The following is a 22332-nucleotide window of genomic DNA, read 5'->3' as shown; positions in this document are numbered from 1 at the left end:
TCAAGCCTGGGTTAGCGGATACTGCTCCTTCAGCGTCTTCAGCACCTGGTCGCCCGGCATCGGCGCGCCGAACATGAAGCTCTGCACATATTCGCAGCCCATCTGGCGCAGCTCCAGCGCATCGCGCTCGTCCGATATGCCCTCGGCGACCACCGACAGGCCGAGTTCATGCGCCATGTTGACCATGGATTTGAGCAGCACCGCGCGTTTGGGCGTGCTGTCGTCGACGAAGCTCTTGTCGATCTTGATGGTGTCGAACGGGAACCGCGTCAGATAGGCGAGCGATGAATAGCCGGTGCCGAAATCGTCCAGCGACAGGCCGATGCCGAGCTGCTTCAGCTTGGTCAATACATGGGCCGTCTGCTCGGGATTGTCCATGACCAGGGATTCGGTGAGTTCGAGCCGGAAGCAGCGCGGCTTCAAATTGGCGCGTGCGATCACGGAACGCACATCGCTGACGAGGTCGCGGCGGATGAGCTGGCGGCTGGACAGGTTGACCGAGACCGACAGCGGCGCATCGCCGATCTGCTTTTGCCATCCTGCGAGATCCTCGGCCGCCTGCTGCATGGCAAACAGCCCAAGCTGCACGATCAGTCCGCAGCTTTCGGCGACCGGGATGAAATCGGCCGGCGGAATCATGCCGCGGCGTGGATGGTCCCAGCGCAGCAACGCCTCGAAGCCGGCGACGCTGCCGTCTTCCAGGCGCACGATCGGCTGGTAGGCCAGCGTGAACTCGCGCCGCTCGATGGCGCGCCGCAGGTCGGATTCGAACTGCAGACGGTCGGTGCCGACGGTGCGGAACGCAGGGCGAAACGGCTCGATCCTGTCGCCGCCGAAGCGCTTGGCCTGATGCATGGCGAGTTCGGCGTCCTTGACCATGTCCTCGGCCGAGGTCTGCGCCGAGGTCCAGGTGATCAGGCCGATAGAGGCGGTCAGCACGATCTCGCGCTTGGCAAAGGTGATCGGGTTGTTGATCGCGTGCTTGATCGCATCGGCCACGCCGGCGATGCGGGCGGGATCCTGCTCGGAAAGCAGCATCAGCGCGAACTGGTCGCCGGCGAAGCGCGACAGAGAATCCTTCGGCTTCAACAGCCGATGCAGGCGGCGCGCGATGGTGAGCAGAATGGTGTCGCCGGCCGAGATGCCGAGCCCGTCATTGACCTGCTTGAAGCGGTCGATGTCGATGACGAAGACGGTCGGCCGCACCTTCTCTTCGGTGCGGGCGATCGAGATGATCGCCTCCAGCCGGTTCATGAACAACTCGCGGTTCGGCAGGCCGGTCAGATTGTCGTGCACGGCGTCGTGCAGCAGTCGCTCCTCGGATTTCTTCTGTTCGGTGACGTCGACCATGGTGCCGACGCAGCGAATGACCTCGCCGTCCGAGCCGATGACCGGGCGCGCGCGCAGGGCAAACCAGTGATAGTGCCCGTCGGCTCCACGCAGGCGGAAATTCTGCGCCACCTTGCCACGGCGATGCTCCAGAACGACGTCGAGCGTCGTGCGGAACGTGTCGCGGTCATCGGCGTGCAGCACCGGCAGCCAGTTGCGCGCGGCCCCGCCCAGGCTGTTGGGGGCCAGGCCGAGCTGGATGCTGACATCGGGTTTGGTCACCACGCGGTCGCGCAGCACGTCCCAGTCCCACACCGTATCGCCCGACCCCGCGACGGCCAGCGCCTGTCGCTCGAGATCGGAGAACAGCCCCTGATGCAGCGCACCGCCTGCAAAGGCGTGCTGCATGACGGTGAAGCCGATCAACAGGATGATCAGGATCAACCCGCCGCCAAGTGCCGGCTGGGCGATGTCGTTGTCGAGCATGCCGGTGATCGCCATCCACGACCCGCACAGCCACAACAGCACCATGACCCAACTGGGCACCAGCATGATGGCTCGGTCATAACCACGAATACCGAGGAAGATGATCAGGCCGAGCCCGGTCAGCGCCGTGGCGGCAAACGAGATGCGGGCGATGCCGGCGGCGACGGCCGGATCGACGATGGCGACGCCGGCGATCAGCAGCAGGCCCAGAATCCAGACAAGGGCGCCATAGCTGAAATGGCCGTGCCATCGGTTGAGGTTGAGATAAGCGAACAGGAAGACCACGAAGGTCGCCGCCAGCGCCACCTCCGTTCCGGCCCGCCACATCTGTTCGTTGCCGGGCGAGATCTCGATGACTTTGTTGAGGAAGCCGAAATCGACGCAGATATAGGCAAGCACCGCCCAGGCAAGGGCCGCCGTCGCCGGGAACATCGACGTCCCCTTGACGACGAACAGGATGGTCAGGAACAGCGCCAGAAGGCCGGCGATGCCGATGACGATGCCGCGAAACAGCGTGTAGGAATTGACCGAATCCTTGTAGGATTCCGGATCCCACAGGTAGACCTGCGGCAGCTTCGGCGAAGCGAGTTCGGCGATGAAGGTGATCACCGTGCCGGGATTCAGCGTCACCCGGAACACGTCGGCATCGGGGCTGGTCTGGCGGTCGAGCGCGAAGCCTTCGCTGGGTGTGATGGCGGCGATGCGCGTCGAGCCCAGATCCGGCCAGAAGATGCCGGAATTGACCAGCCGGAAATGCGGCGCGACGATCAGCCTGTCGAGCTGCTGGTCGGTGGTGTTGGCGAGCGCGAAGACAGCCCAGTCGCCGGTCGAGCGGGCATCGTTGGCTTCGACCTCGATGCGCCGTACGATGCCGTCCGGCCCGGGCGCGGTCGACACCTGGAAGTTCTCACCCTGGTTGCGGTAGATCTCGACGGCGCGCGACAGGTCGAGCGCGACATCGTCGCGGGCGATCTTGATGGGTTCGACGGCAAAGGCCGACGAAGCCGCGCACAGCGTCAGCATCGTCGCCAGCAGAAAGGCGAACAGCGGCCCGTTTCGCAGGAAATTCGTCAAAAATCAGTCCTTCGTTCCAGCGCCCGGCGGATCGTCGGCGATCCGGGCGTAGAGGTAGTGGTCCTGCCAGATGCCGTTGATCCTGAGATAGGATCGCAGAAGTCCTTCGCGCCGGAATCCGGCTTTTTCAAGCACGCGGATCGACCGGATATTGTCGGGAATACAGGCGGCTTCGATCCGGTGCAACCTCAGCGTATCGAAGGCGAAGCGGGTCACCACCTTGACCGCGTCGGTCATCAGGCCACGGCCGCCGAAGCGCTCGCCGATCCAGTAGCCGACATGGCCGCTTTGCGAGACGCCATGGCGTATGTTGCCGAGCGTAATGCCGCCCGCGAGCTTGCCGCTCGACTGCTCGAAGATGAAGAAGGCGATCGCTGTTCCTTGCGCATAGTCCTCGCGGTAGCGGCTGATGCGCAGGCGCCATGCCGTGCGGTCGAGTTCGTCGGGGGTCCAGCGCGGCTCCCAGGGCTCCAGGAACGCCCGGCTTTCGCCGCGCACCGTCGACCACTCGCGGTAGTCGTTGGTGAACGGCACGCGCAGCGTGACGAGGTTGCCCTTCAGTGCCGGCAGGTCACGGCGAAAGAAAGGGAGCGCGAACACGGCGCTTGGGACTTAGACGGCGAGCCTGCGGGCCGTGGCCTGCGTGCCCGGAAGCGAATCGAGGATCGCCTCGTATGGTGCCAGCGTACCCACGGGCCCGACAGCGGTAAGCGTCGGCTTGGTCGAGAACATCCGCGACGACAGATCGGTCAAGCGCTCGACCGTCAGTGCCGCCAGCCGCTCCATCAGCTCTTCCTTTGCGATCGGACGGCCGAACAGGAGCAGTTGCCGCGCGATCTGCGAGGCGCGGCTGGCCGGGCTTTCGGCGGACATGATTAGCCCGGCGCGATACTGGGCGCGCGCGCGGTCGAGTTCTTCCTGCAGGATGCTCTCGCCGGCCTTCTGCAACTCGTCGACGATGACGGGCACCAGCTTGGCGATGTCGCTCTGTCCCGTGGCGGCATGGACGCCGAATATGCCCGTGTCGGAAAAGCCCCAGTGGAAGGCATAGACCGAGTAGCACAGGCCGCGCTTTTCGCGGACTTCCTGGAACAGACGCGATGACATGCCGCCGCCGAGAATCATCGACAGCACCTGAGAGGCGTAGAAATCGCGCACATGGTAGGCGCGGCCCTCGAAACCCAGCACGATCTGCGCGTCCATCAGGTCGCGGTCCTCGCGGAAATCGCCGCCGACATATTGCGCGTATTGCGGAATGGTGCTGTCGGCCTTGCTGCGGAAACCGCCGAGCCGGTTTTCGACCTCGCGCACGAACTTGTCGTGCTTGATGTCGCCGGCGGCCACGATCACCATCCGCTCGGCGCCGTATTGGCGTTCGATGAAATCGTGCAACTGCTTGGAGGTGAAGGATTTTACCGTCTCGGGCGTGCCCAGGATAGAGCGGCCGATGGTCTGGTGGCGGAAGGCCGTCTCGGTGAAACGGTCGAACACGATGTCGTCGGGCGTGTCGTGCGCGGCGCCGATCTCCTGCAGGATGACATGCTGCTCGCGCTCGAGTTCCTGCGGGTCGAATTCGGACTCCTGCAGTATGTCGGACAGGATGTCGACGGCCAGCGGCACATCGTCGGAGAGCACCCTGGCGTAGTAGGATGTGGTCTCGACGCTGGTGGCGGCATTGATCTCGCCGCCGACGTCCTCGATTTCCGAGGCGATCTCGAAGGCGCTTCGCCGCTTCGTCCCCTTGAACGCCATGTGCTCGAGCAGATGGGCCATGCCATGCTCTTCTTCGCGTTCATTGCGGGCACCCGACTTGACCCAGGCACCCAAGGCAACCGATTCGATACTTGGAAGGGTTTCGGTGGCGACTGTCAGGCCGTTCGACAGACGGCTTACCTCAACACCCATATGGCTCGTACTCCTTAACGCGCCGCCCGCGCGCGGCGGCTGACGTAATCTTCCACCATTTTGAGGTCGGATGGAAGTACCGTGTATTTTTCCTCAAATGTCATCAATCCCCCTAGCCATGCGGGCAGGGCGGGCGAGACCCCGCTGGCGGCTTCGACGGCGGCAGGAAATTTCGCAGGGTGGGCGGTGCCCAGCACCACCATCGGCACGGCGCCCGCGGCCCTGCCCGCCGCCACGTGCATGGCTGCCGCCGTATGCGGATCGAGCAGGTAGTTGCTGTTTGCCAGCGTCGAGCGGATGGTGGCGGCGACCTCGTCCATATCGGCCCGGCCGGCGTCGAATTCGGACCTCATCCCGGCGATTTCCGCGGCTTCGATGGTGAAAGAACCCGATTGCTTCAGGCCGGCCATGTAGCGCCGCACCGTTGCCGCATCGCGATTTGAGGCCTCGAACAGCAGGCGTTCGAAGTTCGACGAAACCTGGATGTCCATCGACGGCGAGGTGGTCGCGAAGACCCCCTTGGTCCGGTATTCGCCGGTCGCGAAAGTACGTGCCAATATGTCGTTGTCATTGGTGGCGATGACCAGCCGTTCGATCGGCAGGCCCATCTTCTTGGCGGCATAGCCGGCGAAGATATCGCCGAAATTGCCGGTCGGCACCGTGAACGACACCGGCCTGTCCGGTGCGCCGAGCGAGAGTGCCGAGGAGAAATAATAGACGATCTGGGCCATGATCCGTGCCCAGTTGATCGAATTGACCCCCGACAGCGACACCTGGTCGCGAAAGCCGTGGTCGTTGAACATATCCTTCAGCAGGCCCTGACAGTCGTCGAAATTGCCCTCTATCGCCAGCGCATGGACATTTTCAGCCGTCGATGTGGTCATCTGCCGCTGCTGCACCGGCGAGACGCGGCCATGCGGAAAAAGGATGAAGATGTCGGTGCGGCTGCGCCCGGCAAAGGCGTCGATGGCCGCGCCACCGGTATCGCCCGACGTGGCGCCGACGATGGTCGCGTGCTGGCCGCGTTCGGCAAGCACATGGTCCATCAGCCGGGCAAGCAACTGCATCGCCACGTCCTTGAACGCCAGCGTCGGCCCATGAAAGAGTTCGAGGACAAAAGTGTTGGCGCCGGTCTGCACCAACGGGCAGACGGCCTCATGGCGGAAGGTGGCATAGGCTTCGCGGACGAGGCGCTCGAAGACTGGCGCGGCGATCTCGCCGCCGAGAAACGGCGTCAATACGCGTATGGCGAGGTCGGGATAGGCAAGGCCGCGCATGGCGCGGATGTCGGCCTGCGAGAAGTGCGGCCATTCGCGCGGCACATAGAGCCCGCCATCGCGCGCCAGCCCAGTCAGGATGGCGTCGGAAAATCCAAGCGCGGGGGCTTCCCCGCGGGTACTCACATAATGCATGTCACAGATCCGTTTGCCGCCTGATTTTTCCGTTCACCACAAGGTGGTTAATTTCTGCACCGGCTCTAGTCGCATTTTTGCCGCGCGGTTGATATACGTCACCAGCTTTGCGAGAGGGAAGTGCAGTTTCATGGCGTTTCGTATATCAAGTGGTCGCTTTTTGGCGGGTCTTGCGCTCACGGGCTTTATGCTTGCCGCCGCCGGCTGCCAATCAGGCGACAATGGCATCCTGAACCTCGGTTTCGGCAAGAAGGACCCGACGGCGCCTCCGCCGCCACAGGATCCCAAGGTGCTTGCCAGCCAGCTGAACGCCTATTGCCCTAGGGTGACGGTGCGCGATGGCACCGCCTTCTTCAACACCTATGTCAACGAGGTCCAGAAGCCAAAACCGAAGCTCAAGAAGACCGGCGACGCGGCCGCGGATGCCGCGGCCCAGGCCGCGGCTGACGCCGCTGCTGCTACGCCGCCCGACGATTCGGCGAGGATCATTTATCAGGCGTCGATCAGCGACGTGACCCGCGATTGCAGCCGTGCCGACGGACAACTGACGATGAAGATAGCGGTTGCCGGCAAAATCGTACCGGGACCGAAGTTCACGCCGGGCACCATCACCATGCCGATCCGCACGGCGGTAATGCATGGCACCGACGTACTTTATTCGCAGATCCACCAGTACCAGGTTCAGGTGACCGATCCCTCGGTCGCCACCCAGTTTGTCTTCACCGATTCCAATGTCGTCATACCAGCGCCAACGGCCGCGGACTATCAGGCCTATGCCGGTTATGATGAAACCGCGCCCAAGGCGACGACCGACAAGCCGAAGCGCAAGAAGAAGAAAGCAACGAACTGAACGAAGCCCAGGTGCCTCGCGGCGAGTTTGCCGAGGCGCATCGTCACATGCAGGGGACAACGGCGGCATCGCTGGCCGACCAAGACCCCCACGCAGTCAACCGAGCTACTCGGGCAGTCCCGCGCGTCGTAGTGCGCTTCCAAGAGCCTCCGCGAGCGCGGGCGCGCAATTCACGCCTGCGAACTGGCGGCTGTAGCGAAAGCCAGGCTGAAGCTCGAGCACGCGAGCGGCGGCCACCTTCGCTTCATCCAATCGGCCAAGGTTGGCCAGCGCGGCAGCCAATTGCACATAAGTGATACTATGCGCCGGGTTGGCTTGAACGGACTTGTAGGCCGCACGGCAAGCTTCTTCGTAACGACCGCGCAGCAAATGGCTCATTGCTTGAGCGTCAAATGCCGCCCAAGTCCACGAATCGAACGGGCTTAGCCGCATACCCTGCTCGCTCCATTCTATCGCGCGCTCGGCTTCGCCGCTCCATCCGAGGATGACGCTGCCAAGAATGTAGGTCAGCGCCGATGACGGACTGATGGCGAGCGCGGCCTCCAATGCAGTAAATGCAGCGGCGCGATCGTGGGCATCCATTCCGATGGAAAAGCCGGCCCAAGTCAGAGCGAGCGCGTCGTCCTGTCCATGGACAATGGCAGACCGGGCGTGACGGATCGAAGACGCACGGTTGATCTCCTGCAACCCGGCGCGAAGAAACAGGCAATGGTGGCACATCGCGGCATTGCCATGTGCCAGCGCATAAGTCGGCTCGAGTGCGATAGCGCGGTCAAGAAGCAGCAGCGCTCTGGTCACTTGCCTCGGCATGCCTGAATCGACGTCGGGCTGGGCTTGCAGCACGAGATCGTAGGCATCGAGGCTGTCAGGCCGCGTCCGCCTGACACGTTCGATTTCGGCTTTCCGCACGCTGGGCGCAATTGCGCCCACTGCCGACAGCGCGATCTCGTCTTGAAGCGCAAATATGTCTTCGGAGCTTCGGTCGTAGCGCTCGGCCCATACATGCGCACCGGTCGATGCATCGATCATCTGCCCGGTAACACGCACATTACCGCCGGCCTTGCGCACACTGCCTTCGAGGACGTAGCGAACGCCGAGCTCCCGACCGACCTGCTTCACGTCCACGACGCGACCCTTGTAGGTGAAGGTCGAGTTTCGTGCGATGACAAACAGCCACTTGATGCGTGCCAGGCCTGTGATGATGTCGTCCACCATTCCATCGGCAAAGTACTCCTGCTGCGGATCGCCGCTCAAGTTGGAGAACGGCAGGACTGCGACGGAAGGCTTCCCGGGCAAGGTCGGTGCCGACGCGGCGCGGACGGCGGCCGAGGCATCAGGAACATTCCTGGTGACAGCCGGTCCGACATAGCGATAGCCGCGGCGCGGCAATGTTTCGATCCAGCTGTCGACATTCGCCGTGTCGGCCAGGACGCGGCGCAAGGCTGCGATCTGAACCGTCAAATTGTTATCGGCAACCGCCAATCCGCCCCATCCGGCCTCGATCAGCGCGTCCTTGGATACGGGAACGCCCGCATTCTGGATCAGCAGGCGTAGCAGCGCGACGGCGCGTTGCCCAAGTATGGTCGGCTCACCCCAGCAAAAGAGAATGCCCACCTCCGGATCGAGGCGGAACGGGCCGAACTGGTAGAGGTCGCCCCTTACGGTCATCAGAGTCTTTTAGCAAATTTTTGGGAACGGATTCACGACTTTCAGCCACGAACGGCCGATGTTGCACAAATGCTTGTTAAAAGCATGCGCCCAGCCAAAGGAGGGTCATATGAGCGCCAATGCCTTCATCCGCAGGCCCGATGAGAAGAAAGGCGTCATGCTGCGTGGTCATCCCATGGCTTTCCTCGTAACCGGCGAGAATACCAAGCACACCAGCATGTTCGATTGGACGATCCCGCCACAGTTCGCCACCGGGCGGCATGTGCACCGGGTGCAGGAGGAGACCTTCTACCTGCTCGACGGCGAGTGTGAGTGGCATTTCGGCGACGAGACGATCCGCGCGACGCCTGGAACCTTTCTGTTCATCCCGCCGGGGGTGCCGCACAACATCACCAATGTCAGCGAGAAACCGGCTCGCGTGCTGATGACCGTTTCTCCGCCTGGCCATGAGCATTATTTCGAAGAGCTCGCCAGCCTCGCGGCGCAGGGGGCGCCGGATCCAAAAGCCCTCGCCGATCTGCGAAATCGCTACGACACCGACCAGCTCTCGACTTTGACGACACGCGCGTAGGCTCGTCACCAGACTTCGATGGCCGCTCCGGGCTTTTCTGAGTTCGGACCTTTCTTCCGCGAGCCGCCGGACGCGCTTCGGGAACGACACTGGCTAAGCAAGGGTCGGACGCGCTGGAAATCTTCGCGAGCAGAGTTTCCAGCGAGCCGCCCTAGAGCCGGATGATTTCAGGTCGAGTCGACCTGAAATCCGAACCGTCTCTAAATCAAAGAGATAGAGCATGATGTCGTCCGAAAACCGCTTCACACTTTTCGGCATCATGCTCTAGGCGTCTTCCGACCATTCCGACAGCGCCGCGATCACGCTTTTCAGCTCCGCCCAGCGGCGGATCACCGTTTCGGCGCCGGCCTCCGTCAGGGCATCGGCGTGGCCGGGATAGCTGTGGCTGGCGCCCGTAAAACCGATCACGCGCATGCCGGCGGCCTTGGCGCCGGTGACGCCATGCACGGAATCCTCGATGACGAAGGTGTTCGCCGGGTTGGCGGCGAGCTTTTCGGCGGCATGCAGGAACACGTCCGGAGCCGGCTTGGTCTTGCCGGTCGGCGTCTCCATCGCCGAGAAGATGCGCCCGGCGAAGAATGGCAGCAGATGCACCTTCTCCAGCATGAACTCGATCCGCTCCGAACGTGAATTGGAGCAGATGCAGCGCTGCGCCGTGACCGAGGCGACCGCTTCGCGCACACCCTCGATGGCACGCACGTCGCTGCGCAGTTTGCGGTCGACCAGTTCCTCGGCGCGATCGATCAGCGACACCTGGAACGGGATCTTGGACTTCTCCTCGATCCGCATCAGTATGTCCTTGAAGGTCAGGCCGGCGTAGGTCTCGGCAATTTCCTCCGCCGAGATTTCATATCCGGCCAGGGTGATCAATTCGGCCTCGACCCGCGCGGCGATGATTTCGGAATCGACGAGCACGCCGTCGCAATCGAAGATGACAAGGTCTGGCTGGGGCATGGTGATCCGGACGATGGAGGATGGAGGGATGGCCACTCAGGGTCCAAGCGGCGCGGCATACACCAATGACCGGGCCTTCGCAAATCTGGTGGCCATCCGCGCGCCTTCACCGAATATTTACGCTGATCGGTAACCATAACGGGGAGTAAACAGTAACGCGTGCATTGGGTGTAAAAATGTCAGCCGTGCGTCTTCTCGACGAGCTCTCCCACGCTCCTCAGCAATCCGAATGGCTGGACACCATCCTGAAAGGCGATTGCGTCGCGGCTCTTGACCGCCTGCCCGAAAAATCGATCGACGTTATTTTTGCCGATCCGCCCTACAATCTGCAGCTCGACGGCGATCTGCACCGTCCCGACCAGTCCAAGGTCGATGCGGTCGACGACGACTGGGACCAGTTCGAGAGTTTTGAAGCCTATGACGCCTTCACCCGCGCCTGGCTGCTGGCGGCGCGCCGCGTGCTGAAGCCCAATGGCACGATCTGGGTCATCGGCTCCTACCACAACATCTTCCGGGTCGGCGCCAAGATGCAGGATCTCGGCTTCTGGATTCTCAATGACGTGGTCTGGCGCAAGACCAACCCGATGCCGAATTTCCGCGGCCGCCGCTTCCAGAACGCGCATGAGACGATGATCTGGGCCTCGCGCGACCAGAAGGGCAAGGGCTATACCTTCAACTATGAAGCGTTGAAGGCATCGAACGACGATATCCAGATGCGCTCCGACTGGCTGTTTCCGATCTGCACCGGCGGCGAGCGCCTGAAGAACGACAATGGCGATAAGCTGCATCCGACGCAGAAGCCCGAGGCATTGCTCGCCCGCATCATGATGGCCTCGACCAAGCCGGGTGACGTCGTGCTCGACCCGTTCTTCGGCTCCGGCACGACGGGTGCCGTGGCCAAGCGCCTCGGCCGTCACTTCGTCGGCATCGAGCGCGAGCAGGCCTATATCGACGCCGCCAATGAGCGCATCGATGCCGTGCGGCCGCTCGACGAAGCGGATCTCACCGTGCTTACAGGCAAACGCGCCGAGCCGCGCGTCGCCTTCGTCAGCCTGATCGACACCGGGCTGGTGACGCCCGGCGCCACGCTCTATGACGCCAAGAAGCGCTGGGCCGCTAAGGTTCGCGCCGATGGCACCGTTGCGATCGGCGACAGCGCCGGCTCGATCCACAAGATCGGCGCCGAGGTGCAGGGGCTGGACGCCTGCAACGGCTGGACCTTCTGGCATTATGAGCGCAGCGGCGGGCTGACCCCGATCGACGAGTTGCGCCGCATTGCCCGTCTCGGCATGGAGCGGGCAGGGGGCTGACCCCCCTGCCGCTTCCCTCATATTCGTTGGTTCAAAATCTCAACGGATCGCCGCAACCGATAGAGATCACGCCTTGATTCCAAAGCGTTGAAGATCTGCTTGCAGCGTCCCGGCATCGGTGAACAGCACCGCTTGCCAGCCGGCGGCCTTGGCGCCGTCGACATTCTTCTGGCTGTCGTCGATGAACAGCGTCGCGGACGGCTCGAGGCCGAACGCAGCCACGTGATGGTCGTAAATGCCGCGGTCCGGCTTGATCTTGCCGATCTCGCCGGAGATAGTGACGCCGCGCGGGCGATCCAGAAAATCGAAGCGTTCGCGCGCTTCGGCAAGCGTGTCGGAGGCAAAGTTGGTCAGCATGGTGACATCATGGCCGCTTTCGATCAGGCCGAGCATGATGGCGACGCTGTCGTCATAGGCGTGCGGAACCATCTCGTGCCAGTGGCGGCGGAAATTGCGGATGTTTTCGGCGTGCTCGGGGTGCTCCGAGACCAGCAGCGCCTCGGCCTCTTCCCATGTCCGGCCGCGATCCTGTTCGATGTTCCAGTCATGCGTGCAGACATTGTCGAAGAACCATTTTCGCTCTTCGGCATCGGGAATGAGGCGGCTGAACGGAATGTTCGGATCGTAGTGGATCAGCACGCGGCCGATGTCGAAAACGATGTGGCGGATTTCAGTCATGGGGCCTCTTCGCACTCAATGGGGACGGCTTTTTCGTCGCGCCGGGTATCGCAGCCTCGATTGCCTTTTTCATGACAGTGGGCAGCGCCTCGCCTGAAATCTCACGGGCGGGCGACCAGAAATATCCTGCCAGTGCATCACCTTCGATGTGGGCGCGAAAGACTTCGAGTTCGAGAGCGAAATGGGTGAAGACATGCGTGATGGTTCCAGCGTGCCGCCAGTCGCCGGGAAAAGGCGCCGCGGCTTGTGTCGTGGCTCCGTCGACCCGCGCTGTCCAGGCGGTGGTCGGCACTTCCGTCATGCCGCCGAGCAGCCCCTTTTCCGGTCGCTTGCGCAAAAGAATGGCGCCGTCCTCGCGCGTGGCCACGAAAGCCGCGCCGCGCCGCAGCGGTTTGTCGGCTTTTGGCAGCCGCACCGGGAAGTTCTCGGGATCGCCTGTAATGACGGCGCTGCAGTCCTCGCGCAGCGGGCACAGCATACAGCGCGGCCGGCGTGGCGTGCAGATCGTGGCGCCGAGATCCATCACCGCCTGGGCGAAGTCGCCGGGCCTTGTCGCCGGCACCATGCGCTCGACATGGGCCCGTATCTCGGCCTTGGCTTCGCTCAGCGGCGTCGTGATCGAAAACAGTCGTGAGATGACGCGTTCGACATTGCCGTCGACAACGGCGGAGGGACGGTCGAAGGCGATTGCCGTGATGGCCGCCGACGTATAGGCGCCGATCCCCGGCAATTCCCGGAGTCCGGTCTCGGTGTCGGGAAACCGGCCGCCGCGCGCCGCCACCAGATCGGCACAGGCCTTGAGATTGCGGGCGCGGGAGTAATAGCCGAGCCCCGCCCAGGCTTTCATCACATCCTCGGTCGGCGCCGCGGCCAGCGCTTCGACGTCGGGCCATTTCTCGACAAAGGCACGGAAATAGGATTTCACCGCTTCGACGGTGGTCTGCTGCAGCATCACCTCGGACAGCCAGATACGGTACGGGTCGGGCCGCACACCGCGTGCATGCTCGCGCGGGGTGATGCGCCACGGCAATTCGCGATGATGCGTGTCGTACCAGGCGAGCAGGTGTGACGCCGTATCGTCTGAGATGGCTTTGCTTGTCGGGGCCTTGCGGGTCTGGTCTGCTGGTGCCATTGATCTTGCGTTGGCCTGGCCGGTATCTGCTGGGTCGTGGCTGGAGAACGCACATGGCAGGGAAAAGGCCCTTCGGCAATCCCGTTCCGGTGAGCGATCTCGCCACCGAGATCCTCGACCCGGTGCTGCGCAGGCGGGCAGGCATATCGATCGGTCTCGTCCAGTCCTGGGAAGAGATTGCCGGACCGCGCCTGGCCATCCACTCGCGGCCCGAAAAGATCCAGTGGCCGCGCCGCCTGCACGAGGATGATCCGTTCGAGCCGGCCGTGCTGGTCATCGCCTGCGAAGGCATGGCCGCGCTTCATCTGCAGCACGAGACCGGCGAGATCATCAACCGGGTCAACGCCTTCCTCGGCTTTACCGCGATAGGCCGCATCAGGATCGTGCAGAAGCCGGTAAGCTCCGGAAAGGCCCGGCCCAGACCTGCCCTCAGGCCACTGAGCGCGGCGGAAAAGGCGAAATTGGCCGATACTGTCGGGCTGATCGAGGATGACGGGCTGCGCGCCTCGCTGGAAAGGCTGGGTGCGACCATTTTGGGCGGAAGGAAAGCCTAGTTCCGACTGGAAACAGTCATAGGTTTGTCGTTAATCTCGCGCTTTCGTGATCACCCTTGTCAGGTTTCGCGATTGGATTGGGGACAGGGATGCCTTAATTCGCGCCAACTCTCGCTTTTTCGTGCCATTGCATTGCAAAATTAACCCTTATCAGGTGATTCGTATGAGCCGTTCCCCGTTTGGTCAAAGCTTCTCTCGCAGAAACGTCCTGACTTCGCTGGCCGCCGTCCCGGCGGTGGCTCTGCTCGCCGCCTGCAGCGATTCCGGCGAACAGGCCAAGGCTGCGGATGTCAAGCCCGCGGACCCGGCAACGGCCGCAAAGCCGGCCAGCCCCGCCGCGGTCCAGGTGCCGGAGGCGCAAGGCACGGTGGATATGGCCGAATTGCTGAAGCCGGGTGCGCTGCCCGACAAGCAGCTCGGCAAGGATGACGCCAAGGTCACCATCGTCGAATACGCCTCGATGACCTGCCCGCACTGCGCGCATTTCGCCGAGACCACCTTCCCGGAATTGAAGAAGAAGTACATCGATACCGGCAAGGCCCGCTACATCCTGCGCGAATTCCCGTTCGATCCGAGCGCAGAAGCCGGTTTCATGCTGGCGCGCTGCGCCAAGGACAACTATTTCCCGATGGTCGATGTCCTGTTCAGGCAGCAGGCGAACTGGGTTGGCGTCTCCAACACCAAGGAGGCCCTGCTGCAAATCTCCAAGCTGGCCGGTTTTACACAGGAGTCCTTCGAGGCCTGCTTGACGGACCAGAAACTTCTGGACGATGTGAGATCGGTCCAGAAGCGTGGCGCCAATGAATTCAAGGTCGACTCGACACCGACCTTCTTCATCAACGGTAAGACCTACAAAGGGGCGATGTCGATTGAGGAAATGTCGGCCATCATCGACCCTCTGCTCTGACATCGGCTCAGCGGCGAAGCGGCAGCGCTCCGGCGCTGCTTGCCTCTCTATCTGTTCACGCGCCATGCGCCCTGTCGCAAAACTTCGGTACAGTTTTGCGGAGCGGGTGTATGAGGCGCGTGAATGAAGTTTTCGCGCCTCCGCCTTCTTGGTTTCAAGTCCTTCGTCGAACCCGGCGAGTTCGTCATCGAACGCGGCCTGACCGGCATTGTCGGGCCGAACGGGTGCGGCAAGTCGAACCTCGTCGAGGCGCTGCGCTGGGTGATGGGCGAAAGCTCCTACAAGAACATGCGCGCGTCCGGCATGGACGACGTGATCTTTTCCGGTTCGGGCACGCGTCCCGCCCGCAACACCGCCGAAGTCACGCTGTTCCTCGACAACAGCGACCGCTCGGCTCCATCAGCCTTCAACGATGCCGACGAACTGCAGGTGTCGCGCCGCATCGAACGCGAGGCCGGCTCGCTCTATCGCATCAACGGCAAGGAAGCGCGCGCCAAGGACGTGCAGCTTCTGTTTGCCGACCAGTCGACCGGCGCGCGCTCGCCCTCGATGGTCGGGCAGGGCCGTATCGGCGAACTGATCCAGGCCAAGCCGCAGGCGCGCCGCGCGCTTCTCGAAGAGGCCGCCGGCATTTCCGGCCTGCACACCCGCCGCCACGAGGCGGAACTGCGGCTCAAGGCGGCCGAGCAGAACCTCGAACGCCTGGACGATGTCGTCGGAGAGCTGGAAAGCCAGATCGAAAGCCTGAAGCGCCAGGCGCGACAGGCTTCCCGCTTCAAGAACCTGTCCGCCGACATCCGCAAGGCCGAAGCCACGCTCTTGCATCTGCGCTGGACGCTGGCCAAGACGCAGGAAGGCGAGGCGCGTTCGGCGCTGGCTACGGCCACGGCGCTCGTCGGCGACCGCGCCGCCACGCAGATGAACGCGGCCAAGGAGCAGGGCATCTCCGCCCACCGCTTGCCCGACCTGCGCGACGCGGAAGCCGCGGCTGCCGCGGCCTTCCAGCGGCTGTCGATCGCCAGGTCGCAGATCGAGGAAGAAGCCGGCCGCATCCGCACCCGTCAGGCCGAACTCGAGCGCCGGTTGCAGCAGCTCGACGGCGATATCGCCCGCGAAGAGCGGATGGTGCGCGACAACGCCGACGTTCTCGAGCGCCTGCGCGCAGAAGAGGCCGCGCTGAACTCCGAAAACGCAGGCGCCGCGGAGCGCGAGGCCACGACCCGCGCGGCATTCGAACAGGCCGCCTCGACGCTTGCGCAAAGCGAAGCCAGGCTCGCCGCGCTGACCGCCGAGCGCGCCGAGGCTGCCGCCTCGCGCCATCAGATCGAACGGACTTTGCGCGAGACCGCGGAGCGGCGCGATCGCTTCGCCCGCCAGCTCGCCGATGTCGACCGCGAATTGTCGGACATCCTCGCAAAGGTGGCCGGCCTGCCGGATCCGGCCGAGAAACGGATCCTGGTCGAACAGGCGCTGGCATTGCTGGAAGAATCCGAGGCCGCGGTGGCGCAGGCCGAGCAGTCGGTCATCGACGCTCGTGGCGCCGAAAGCGCCGCTCGTCCCCCGCTTCAGGACGCCAGGGCGGGACTGGCCGGGATCGAGACCGAAGCGCGTACGCTGGCCAAGATCCTGAACGCGGCCAGCGGTGATCTTTTCCCTTCCGTGCTGGAGCAGATCAGCGTCGAGCGCGGCTTCGAGACGGCTCTGGGAGCGGCCCTGGGCGAAGATCTCGACGTGCCGCTCGACCGCAGCGCACCGGCGCATTGGGGCGAAAGCGAAATCCAGCCCGGCGACGCCGCGCTTCCGGAAGGGATCAAGAGCCTGGCCAGCGTGGTACGCGCGCCGGCACAACTTGCCCGCCGTCTGGCGCAGATCGGTATCGTCGAGGCCGTTGACGGCCGCCGGTTGCAGGGGCTTCTGGCGCCCGGCCAGCGCCTGGTCAGTCGCGGGGGCGCGCTGTGGCGCTGGGACGGCCTGACCGCCAGCGCCGATGCACCGACCGCCGCGGCACAAAGGCTGGCGCAGAAGAACCGGCTTGCCGAACTCGACGCCGAAGCGGTGCAGGCGACGCTCGTCCTGCGCCAGGCCGAGGAAGCGTTGGCGCAGGCCGAGCAGGCGCTGCGCCAGGCAAGCGAAGCGGAGCGAACCACGCGCCAGGCCGGACGCGAGGCCCAGCACCGGCTGGACGCCGCCCGCAATGCGCTGGCCGAGGCCGAAAAGGCCGGGGGTGAACTGTCGAGCCGGCGTGCCGCGCTGGACGAGGCGCGCGCCCGCATCGTCGACAGCCACGAGGAGACGTCGGCGGCTTTCGTCGAAGCCGAGATGCTGCTGCAGGACGCGCCGGATCTCGGCGACCTGCAATTGCAGCTCGAACAGTCCTCGGCCAATGTCTCTCGCGACCGCGCCGCACTGGCTGACGCGCGCGCCGTCCATGAAGGCTTGCGGCGCGAAGCCGAGACCCGCACGCGGCGGCTGGACGCGATCGGCGCCGAGCGCAGCAACTGGCTTGTGCGCGCCGAAAACGCCTCGACACAGATCGCCTCGCTCGGCGAACGCAAGGCCGAGGCCGAGGCCGAGCGCGAACGGCTGGCCGACGCGCCCGACGAGATCGACGCCAAGCGTCGTGCGCTGCTGTCGCAGCTCACCGAGGCCGAGACCTTGCGCAAGGCGGCCGCCGACCGGCTGCAGGAGGCGGAGACCAGGCAGGCCGAACTGGATAAGGCGGCCACATCAGCCATCCAGTCGCTGGCCGAGGCGCGCGAAACCCGCGCCCGCGCCGAGGAACGGCTGACGGCGGCGGACGAACGCCGGCTGGAGGTCGAGGCGCGCATCCAGGAAACGCTGAACACGCCGCCGCATCTGGTCATCCGCCACACCGGCCTGGAAGCCGACGATCCGATGCCCGAGATGCCCGAGATCGAACGCCAGTTGGATCGGCTGAAGATCGAGCGCGAACGGCTCGGCGCCGTCAATTTGCGCGCCGAGGAAGAGCAGAAGGAGCTTTCCGATCGCCTGGAGACCATCGTCTCCGAGCGCGAGGACATCATCGAGGCGATCCGCAAGCTCAGACAAGCGATCCAGAGCCTCAACCGCGAAGGCCGCGAGCGGCTGCTGGCCGCATTCGATGTGGTGAACAGCCATTTCCAGCGGCTGTTCTCGCATCTGTTCGGTGGCGGCACGGCGGAATTGCAGCTGATCGAATCCGAGGATCCGCTGGAGGCGGGGCTTGAAATCCTGGCCCGTCCGCCCGGCAAGAAGCCGCAGACCATGACGCTGCTGTCGGGCGGCGAGCAGGCGCTGACGGCGATGTCGCTGATCTTTGCCGTGTTCCTGACCAATCCGGCGCCGATCTGCGTGCTCGACGAAGTCGACGCGCCGCTCGACGATCACAATGTCGAGCGCTTCTGCAATCTCATGGACGAGATGGCCAAGACCACCGAGACACGTTTCGTCATCATCACCCACAATCCCATCACCATGGCGCGCATGGACCGGCTGTTCGGCGTGACCATGGCCGAGCAGGGCGTCAGCCAGTTGGTCTCCGTCGACTTGCAGGCTGCGGAAGCGATGCGCGAGGCGAGCTGACGCCGAAAGCGCCGCGGCCCGTAGGATCTACGCGTTCGCCGTTGCGAAGGATCGTAGCGAAGGGATCGCGGGCGATAGGCCACGCATACAGGCATCGACTTTCCCGACTATCGCAAAAGTCGCGGCAAAACCGAACCAGTCTTGGAAGGCGTCAGGCTGAAGCGGGTTGAATACGCGACAGTGCAAAGCCGCCTTTGCCCGACAAGCTCTCTTCCGCCGGCCGGAACATGTCCTCGAAGTCGAGGTCCTCCTCGAAAACCACGCCCCCGACGGTCACGGCCAGGATCTCCTCGGCGCCCTGAGGGGCAAAATAGACCTGCGAGACACTGGCGCGGATACGCTCGCCAACCGTCCTGGCTTCGGCCTCGCTCGTTCCGGGAAGGAAGACGCCGAACATGGACGCGCCTATGCGGCCGACGACGTCTTGCGAGCGCACGCCGGACCGGATGGTCGAGGCTATGAGCCGCAAGGCTTCGTCGCCCCAGCTCAGGCCGAAGCGCAAGTTGATGGCGTTCAGATGTTCAGGATGAATGACTAGGAAGGCGCCAGATCGCTCGCCTGGAACGGAAGGCTTGACTGCCCGTCTCTCGATCAGCGACGTGAAGACCCTGCCGTTCAGGCAACCGGTCAGCGTATCGAAAGTCGCGGCCCTGTTGAGTTCCCGCCTGTAGCGACGGATCTCGGCCAGTTTCAGGCCTATGAACACAAAAAGCGGCAAGCAGATTACCAGAGGCAAAACCGTTGCTGTGATCATGCTGCGCCCGAAAGGCGTCAGCATCTCGCTGAACAACATCAGGTAGTTCAGGGTCAGGGAGACGCACAGGCTGCCTATGGTTCCAAGGAACGCCAACCAGGCGACGTTCTTCCATTCGTGATGGGGCGGGACATCAGCTGCTGCGTTGCTCATCGTCGATCTCCATTCGAACGCCAAGCATAAGACCGGCAAGTTACGATTTCGGTTTCGAAGAACAATACAATTTGACGCTTCGGGATAGATCGCCAAGCTTTCTGAACAGAGGATGCGGCCCTTTGTGGCGAATCCGGTTGCTGCCGCCTATGGGGGGCCGAAGATTCCCATCTCCGCCGTTCTGGCTGTTGCTTCGGCCTTGCCATAGACGCCGCGCGGCAAGGCCAGCGCCCAGCCATTCGATACGAGCCAGGCGCCGACATCCTGTCTGCCCAGCCTGCATGTCGCCGCGACAGGGAAGCGGTCGACCGCCGGAGGCACGAAACAGGTCAGCGCCCGCCCGCGCATCCAGTTGTTGAAAGCCGCGCGCGCCCGCTGCCCGCAAGGCCAAGCACTATCGTGAAACAGGCAGACCCTGTCGGCCTCGACGCTCTGGGTTCCGCTGATGAACAATTTCCGCCCCATGGAGTCGAAACCAGCCGACGACGTGGCCACCGGACGGTACAGCGGTGTTTCCGGCCAATCCTTGGGCATCGATGGCTTGGGCTGTGAGGCGAGGCCGAGGTCGCCAAGGGGCAGACGAGGTTCCACCCGCTCCATGTCGGATCCCTCGATCTGCGGCGGTGCGATGAGATCCTCGGCAATCTTGCGGGCTGAATTGACGACCGATCGAACCGGGTGTTGCGCGGCTTCATCGCTGACGCCCGGGGCCGGGTCGGCGACGGTCCGTTCGACAGGGAACAGGCTCGCTGCCTTGACCAGCAGCAGGATGCCGACGAGAAGCTCGAGGCTTGCGACCGCGACCATCATGCGAAGGCGCGCCGCTTGTCCCATCAGGCCGACGCGCTCAATTCGCTAGAAGCTGGATGTCGATTTGGCAACCGGTTTGAGCGCACCTTTTTCAATCCGGTAAAACGGCATCGAGCGTTCGCTGGATCCATCCGCGCGAAACCTGAACAAGCCGGTCGATCCGCGAAATCCACTCCGGTTCTCGAAAACCTGCCTGTTGAAACCGTTGGGTCCGGCGGCGCTCGCGATCCCCGCGGTCAGGGCAACCATGTCATAGGCATAAGCGACATTGGTGTCGGCCTGGTAGTTGAAGGTTGCCTTGAAACGATCCGCAATCGGACCTGTTTCGTGTTGGTCGAGCGTCGCGATATAGGCGCCTTCGAAAAGTGGACTGGTCGGGTGCTCCAGCCAGCGGTTCGTGCCAACCACGGAGGTCGATTTTCCAGGAATGCCCTTTGCCTTCAGGGCGATCAGGATTGGCGACGGATTGCTGTCGCCGCTGGCAACGACCACGGCATCGGGCGCGTCCACCAGCGAACCCATGTCCGCCACCGCCTTTGCCGCGCTGTCGGCGCTCGTATAGGGTATGGTGATCGCCAGTGCGGCGCCATACACGCTGAGGCTGTTGGCGACCCGCTTCTCGACGACATCGGCACCCGCGCCCGCTGGCACCAGCAGGACGAACTTCTTGCCGCCCTTGGCCGCGATCGCGCCAGCTCCCGCGGCCGCGCTGTCCGCCTCGCTGAGGCATACCGCATAGACGCCCGGGCCACCGGCAAAATTGTCCGCAAGAGCCAGAACCACCGGCCGGTTCGAGCCCGACAATTTCGCGACATGCTGCGCCGCCGCCAGTTCGGTCGGACCGATGACCACTTTCGCTCCCGACGTTATGGCCTTTACCGCAAGTTGCTGGGAGTAGGTCGCGTCTCCCCTCGTGTCCTCGATGGTAAGCGTCAGCAGCGGGTTGCCGAGGTCCGTCATCGCGAGCTTGGCGGCGTCGAGCATCTTTCTGCCGTTTTCCCCCTCGGATCCGGAGGCGGACAGCGGCAGCAGCATGGCGACTTTTGTGGGGCCGGTGCCGAGAGACTGCGTTGCCATGCTTGCGTTGGCGACAGCAACCGCAGCGGGCTGATTGGGGGCCTGGATGGCCGCGGGATCGAGCGCGTCGGACACCGCGCCTTTCGACTGGCAGCCGAGCAACGACATAGCCAGCACGGAAGCGACCACGCACGTTCGCAAGCTGTGGACCTGCCGGTCAGATTCCATTTTCTGCCAGCGCGCTTTGGCTCTTGCGGTCAGTTCATGTACTCGACCATGCGGTCGTGAAAACACTCGCACTTGTTGAGCGTGTCTTCGTCCTTGTAGTTGGTCTTCAGGTAGCCGTAAGCCATGCCGCAGGCGACCTTGGCTTCCGAAGCCCAGACGAAGACCGGCCGGGATGAATGGATCCATTCCGGGCTGTTGGCGACGGCGACCGACTCGTCCATCAGCTTCACGACCTGTTTCGTGAGGTCGACCGTGTTGTCGGTCAGCACGAGGTTGGACGTTCCAACGGTACGGCAATAATCGGCCGTCGGACCTTCGATGATGTCGGCGGCAAAGCCGGTCGATCCAGCCAACAGCAGCGCCGTGGCCGAAATCAGCAATCTTGAACGAATTTCCATGTAAGCCCCTCTCTCCAGTCCCCAATTCATCTCTTGCTAACGCATAGCATGGGAGCACGAGCCCGCATAAGTGCTAAATCGTGACCGTATGTTGCGTATGCGTGGTGTCATCATAAAGGATGTTGATGGTGCCGGCTGCGGGTGCGTTCTGCAGTACCGCCACGTCCACGAAGTTGGCACCGCCGGACGTACCGTTGGTGTCAACACTCAGTGTTTTCGTGCCCGCGTCATAGTGCACATAGTCGGCGATATTTCCTCCCGTCGGCGTTTCGAAGAGCGAGGTCAGGTCGATCTTGTCGCCCTGGCCGCCGGCGCCACTGAAGTCAGTTATCAAATCCTTGATATCGAGGTGGTCGAGTTTGAACGTGTCGGCGCCAGCGCCGCCGGTCATATTGTTTGTTCCGCCGCCGCCGTAGAGTATATCGTTGCCGTCACCGCCGATAAGAGTGTCGTTGCCGCTGCCGCCGACAATAACGACGCCGTCATTTCCGTCGACGGGAGCAAACGCCGAGTTATGAGCGTCGAGCGTTTGCCCAGAGGTCGTCGCGATTGTCAGGGGA

19 protein-coding genes are annotated in these 22332 nt (G+C 63.5%); 6 read left to right on the top strand and 13 right to left on the bottom strand.

What is annotated here, in order from left to right; translation table 11 throughout:
* Genes FJW08_RS17565 through thrC form a run of 4 tightly spaced genes read right to left on the bottom strand, consistent with a single transcriptional unit; the run spans position 1 to position 6206 of the window.
* The gene (locus FJW08_RS17565) at positions 1 to 2889 is read right to left on the bottom strand and encodes an EAL domain-containing protein (protein WP_127873126.1); all 2889 of its coding nucleotides are present in this window, start codon (positions 2887 to 2889) and stop codon (positions 1 to 3) included.
* A 3-nt stretch (positions 2890 to 2892) separates the two neighbouring features.
* Complete coding sequence (locus tag FJW08_RS17560) at positions 2893 to 3489, bottom strand: GNAT family protein (RefSeq protein WP_140761077.1); 597 nt, start codon at positions 3487 to 3489, stop codon at positions 2893 to 2895.
* Between the two features lie 12 nt (positions 3490 to 3501).
* A complete protein-coding gene (locus tag FJW08_RS17555) occupies positions 3502 to 4794 on the bottom strand; it encodes a pitrilysin family protein (RefSeq protein WP_140761074.1) in 1293 nt (430 codons plus the stop codon).
* Between the two features lie 14 nt (positions 4795 to 4808).
* A complete protein-coding gene (gene thrC, locus FJW08_RS17550; RefSeq protein ID WP_140811661.1) occupies positions 4809 to 6206 on the bottom strand; it encodes a threonine synthase in 1398 nt (465 codons plus the stop codon).
* A 130-nt stretch (positions 6207 to 6336) separates the two neighbouring features.
* Between thrC and FJW08_RS17545 the strand changes: the two genes are divergently transcribed.
* Complete coding sequence (locus tag FJW08_RS17545) at positions 6337 to 7056, top strand: hypothetical protein (RefSeq protein WP_140761070.1); 720 nt, start codon at positions 6337 to 6339, stop codon at positions 7054 to 7056.
* A 105-nt stretch (positions 7057 to 7161) separates the two neighbouring features.
* Here the strand turns inward: FJW08_RS17545 and FJW08_RS17540 are convergent, their stop codons facing one another.
* On the bottom strand, positions 7162 to 8724 hold the full coding sequence (locus FJW08_RS17540; RefSeq protein WP_140811660.1) for a winged helix-turn-helix domain-containing tetratricopeptide repeat protein: 1563 nt from the start codon (positions 8722 to 8724) through the stop codon (positions 7162 to 7164).
* Between the two features lie 109 nt (positions 8725 to 8833).
* Between FJW08_RS17540 and FJW08_RS17535 the strand changes: the two genes are divergently transcribed.
* Positions 8834 to 9295: a cupin domain-containing protein gene (locus FJW08_RS17535; RefSeq protein WP_140761066.1), complete on the top strand. Its 462-nt coding sequence runs from the start codon at positions 8834 to 8836 to the stop codon at positions 9293 to 9295.
* Between the two features lie 264 nt (positions 9296 to 9559).
* Here FJW08_RS17535 and FJW08_RS17530 read toward each other — a convergent pair whose 3' ends face one another.
* On the bottom strand, positions 9560 to 10249 hold the full coding sequence (locus FJW08_RS17530) for an HAD family phosphatase (protein WP_140761118.1): 690 nt from the start codon (positions 10247 to 10249) through the stop codon (positions 9560 to 9562).
* A 176-nt stretch (positions 10250 to 10425) separates the two neighbouring features.
* Here FJW08_RS17530 and FJW08_RS17525 point away from each other — a divergent pair, with 176 nt between their 5' ends.
* Entirely contained in the window at positions 10426 to 11559 is a 1134-nt protein-coding gene (locus FJW08_RS17525; protein WP_127278140.1) for a site-specific DNA-methyltransferase, read from the top strand.
* 66 nt (positions 11560 to 11625) lie between these two features.
* On the opposite strand, the gene FJW08_RS17520 is transcribed toward FJW08_RS17525, so the two are convergent.
* Positions 11626 to 12237, bottom strand: coding sequence for an HAD family phosphatase (locus FJW08_RS17520; protein ID WP_140811659.1), 612 nt, complete (start codon positions 12235 to 12237; stop codon positions 11626 to 11628).
* Positions 12230 to 13369, bottom strand: coding sequence for an A/G-specific adenine glycosylase (gene mutY / locus FJW08_RS17515; protein WP_140811658.1), 1140 nt, complete (start codon positions 13367 to 13369; stop codon positions 12230 to 12232). The genes FJW08_RS17520 and mutY overlap by 8 nt, the downstream gene beginning before the upstream one ends.
* A gap of 53 nt (positions 13370 to 13422) precedes the next feature.
* On the opposite strand from mutY, the gene FJW08_RS17510 reads away from it, so the two are divergent.
* From FJW08_RS17510 to smc, 3 genes are all read left to right on the top strand, one after another.
* On the top strand, positions 13423 to 13923 hold the full coding sequence (locus FJW08_RS17510) for a DUF721 domain-containing protein (protein ID WP_140811657.1): 501 nt from the start codon (positions 13423 to 13425) through the stop codon (positions 13921 to 13923).
* A gap of 163 nt (positions 13924 to 14086) precedes the next feature.
* Positions 14087 to 14830, top strand: a complete 744-nt coding sequence (locus tag FJW08_RS17505; RefSeq protein ID WP_140811656.1) for a DsbA family protein — start codon at positions 14087 to 14089, stop codon at positions 14828 to 14830.
* A 123-nt stretch (positions 14831 to 14953) separates the two neighbouring features.
* A complete protein-coding gene (gene smc, locus FJW08_RS17500) occupies positions 14954 to 18412 on the top strand; it encodes a chromosome segregation protein SMC (RefSeq protein ID WP_140811655.1) in 3459 nt (1152 codons plus the stop codon).
* A 151-nt stretch (positions 18413 to 18563) separates the two neighbouring features.
* Here smc and FJW08_RS17495 read toward each other — a convergent pair whose 3' ends face one another.
* The 5 genes from FJW08_RS17495 to FJW08_RS17475 form a co-directional block, all read right to left on the bottom strand.
* Complete coding sequence (locus FJW08_RS17495; RefSeq protein WP_246682403.1) at positions 18564 to 19415, bottom strand: GGDEF domain-containing protein; 852 nt, start codon at positions 19413 to 19415, stop codon at positions 18564 to 18566.
* A gap of 51 nt (positions 19416 to 19466) precedes the next feature.
* Positions 19467 to 20129 carry a thermonuclease family protein gene (locus FJW08_RS17490; RefSeq protein WP_140811654.1) on the bottom strand — a complete coding sequence of 221 codons (663 nt, stop codon included), beginning with the start codon at positions 20127 to 20129 and terminating at the stop codon, positions 19467 to 19469.
* A 45-nt stretch (positions 20130 to 20174) separates the two neighbouring features.
* The gene (locus tag FJW08_RS17485; RefSeq protein ID WP_348642685.1) at positions 20175 to 21314 is read right to left on the bottom strand and encodes an ABC transporter substrate-binding protein; all 1140 of its coding nucleotides are present in this window, start codon (positions 21312 to 21314) and stop codon (positions 20175 to 20177) included.
* Between the two features lie 89 nt (positions 21315 to 21403).
* Positions 21404 to 21772 (bottom strand): hypothetical protein, encoded by a 369-nt coding sequence (locus tag FJW08_RS17480; protein WP_140811653.1) that lies wholly within the window; start codon positions 21770 to 21772, stop codon positions 21404 to 21406.
* Between the two features lie 73 nt (positions 21773 to 21845).
* Positions 21846 to 22332, bottom strand: a 487-nt coding sequence (locus FJW08_RS17475) for a type I secretion C-terminal target domain-containing protein (protein WP_140811652.1), incomplete at its 5' end; no start/stop codon positions are given.

The organism is Mesorhizobium sp. B3-2-1, from assembly GCF_006439515.1.
GTDB lineage: Bacteria > Pseudomonadota > Alphaproteobacteria > Rhizobiales > Rhizobiaceae > Mesorhizobium.
The sequence above is the reverse complement of the archived record's forward strand: the minus strand, read 5'-3'. Positions and strand labels throughout refer to the sequence as shown.

Coding starts and splice junctions, on each gene's coding strand:
- FJW08_RS17555 (WP_140761074.1), bottom strand. CDS start 4,794: ATGGGTGTTGAGGTAAGCCGTCTGTCGAACGGCCTGACAGTCGCCACC.
- thrC (WP_140811661.1), bottom strand. CDS start 6,206: ATGCATTATGTGAGTACCCGCGGGGAAGCCCCCGCGCTTGGATTTTCC.
- FJW08_RS17545 (WP_140761070.1), top strand. CDS start 6,337: ATGGCGTTTCGTATATCAAGTGGTCGCTTTTTGGCGGGTCTTGCGCTC.
- FJW08_RS17540 (WP_140811660.1), bottom strand. CDS start 8,724: ATGACCGTAAGGGGCGACCTCTACCAGTTCGGCCCGTTCCGCCTCGAT.
- FJW08_RS17535 (WP_140761066.1), top strand. CDS start 8,834: ATGAGCGCCAATGCCTTCATCCGCAGGCCCGATGAGAAGAAAGGCGTC.
- FJW08_RS17530 (WP_140761118.1), bottom strand. CDS start 10,249: ATGCCCCAGCCAGACCTTGTCATCTTCGATTGCGACGGCGTGCTCGTC.
- FJW08_RS17525 (WP_127278140.1), top strand. CDS start 10,426: ATGTCAGCCGTGCGTCTTCTCGACGAGCTCTCCCACGCTCCTCAGCAA.
- FJW08_RS17520 (WP_140811659.1), bottom strand. CDS start 12,237: ATGACTGAAATCCGCCACATCGTTTTCGACATCGGCCGCGTGCTGATC.
- mutY (WP_140811658.1), bottom strand. CDS start 13,369: ATGGCACCAGCAGACCAGACCCGCAAGGCCCCGACAAGCAAAGCCATC.
- FJW08_RS17510 (WP_140811657.1), top strand. CDS start 13,423: ATGGCAGGGAAAAGGCCCTTCGGCAATCCCGTTCCGGTGAGCGATCTC.
- FJW08_RS17505 (WP_140811656.1), top strand. CDS start 14,087: ATGAGCCGTTCCCCGTTTGGTCAAAGCTTCTCTCGCAGAAACGTCCTG.
- smc (WP_140811655.1), top strand. CDS start 14,954: ATGAAGTTTTCGCGCCTCCGCCTTCTTGGTTTCAAGTCCTTCGTCGAA.
- FJW08_RS17490 (WP_140811654.1), bottom strand. CDS start 20,129: ATGATGGTCGCGGTCGCAAGCCTCGAGCTTCTCGTCGGCATCCTGCTG.
- FJW08_RS17485 (WP_348642685.1), bottom strand. CDS start 21,314: ATGTCGTTGCTCGGCTGCCAGTCGAAAGGCGCGGTGTCCGACGCGCTC.
- FJW08_RS17480 (WP_140811653.1), bottom strand. CDS start 21,772: ATGGAAATTCGTTCAAGATTGCTGATTTCGGCCACGGCGCTGCTGTTG.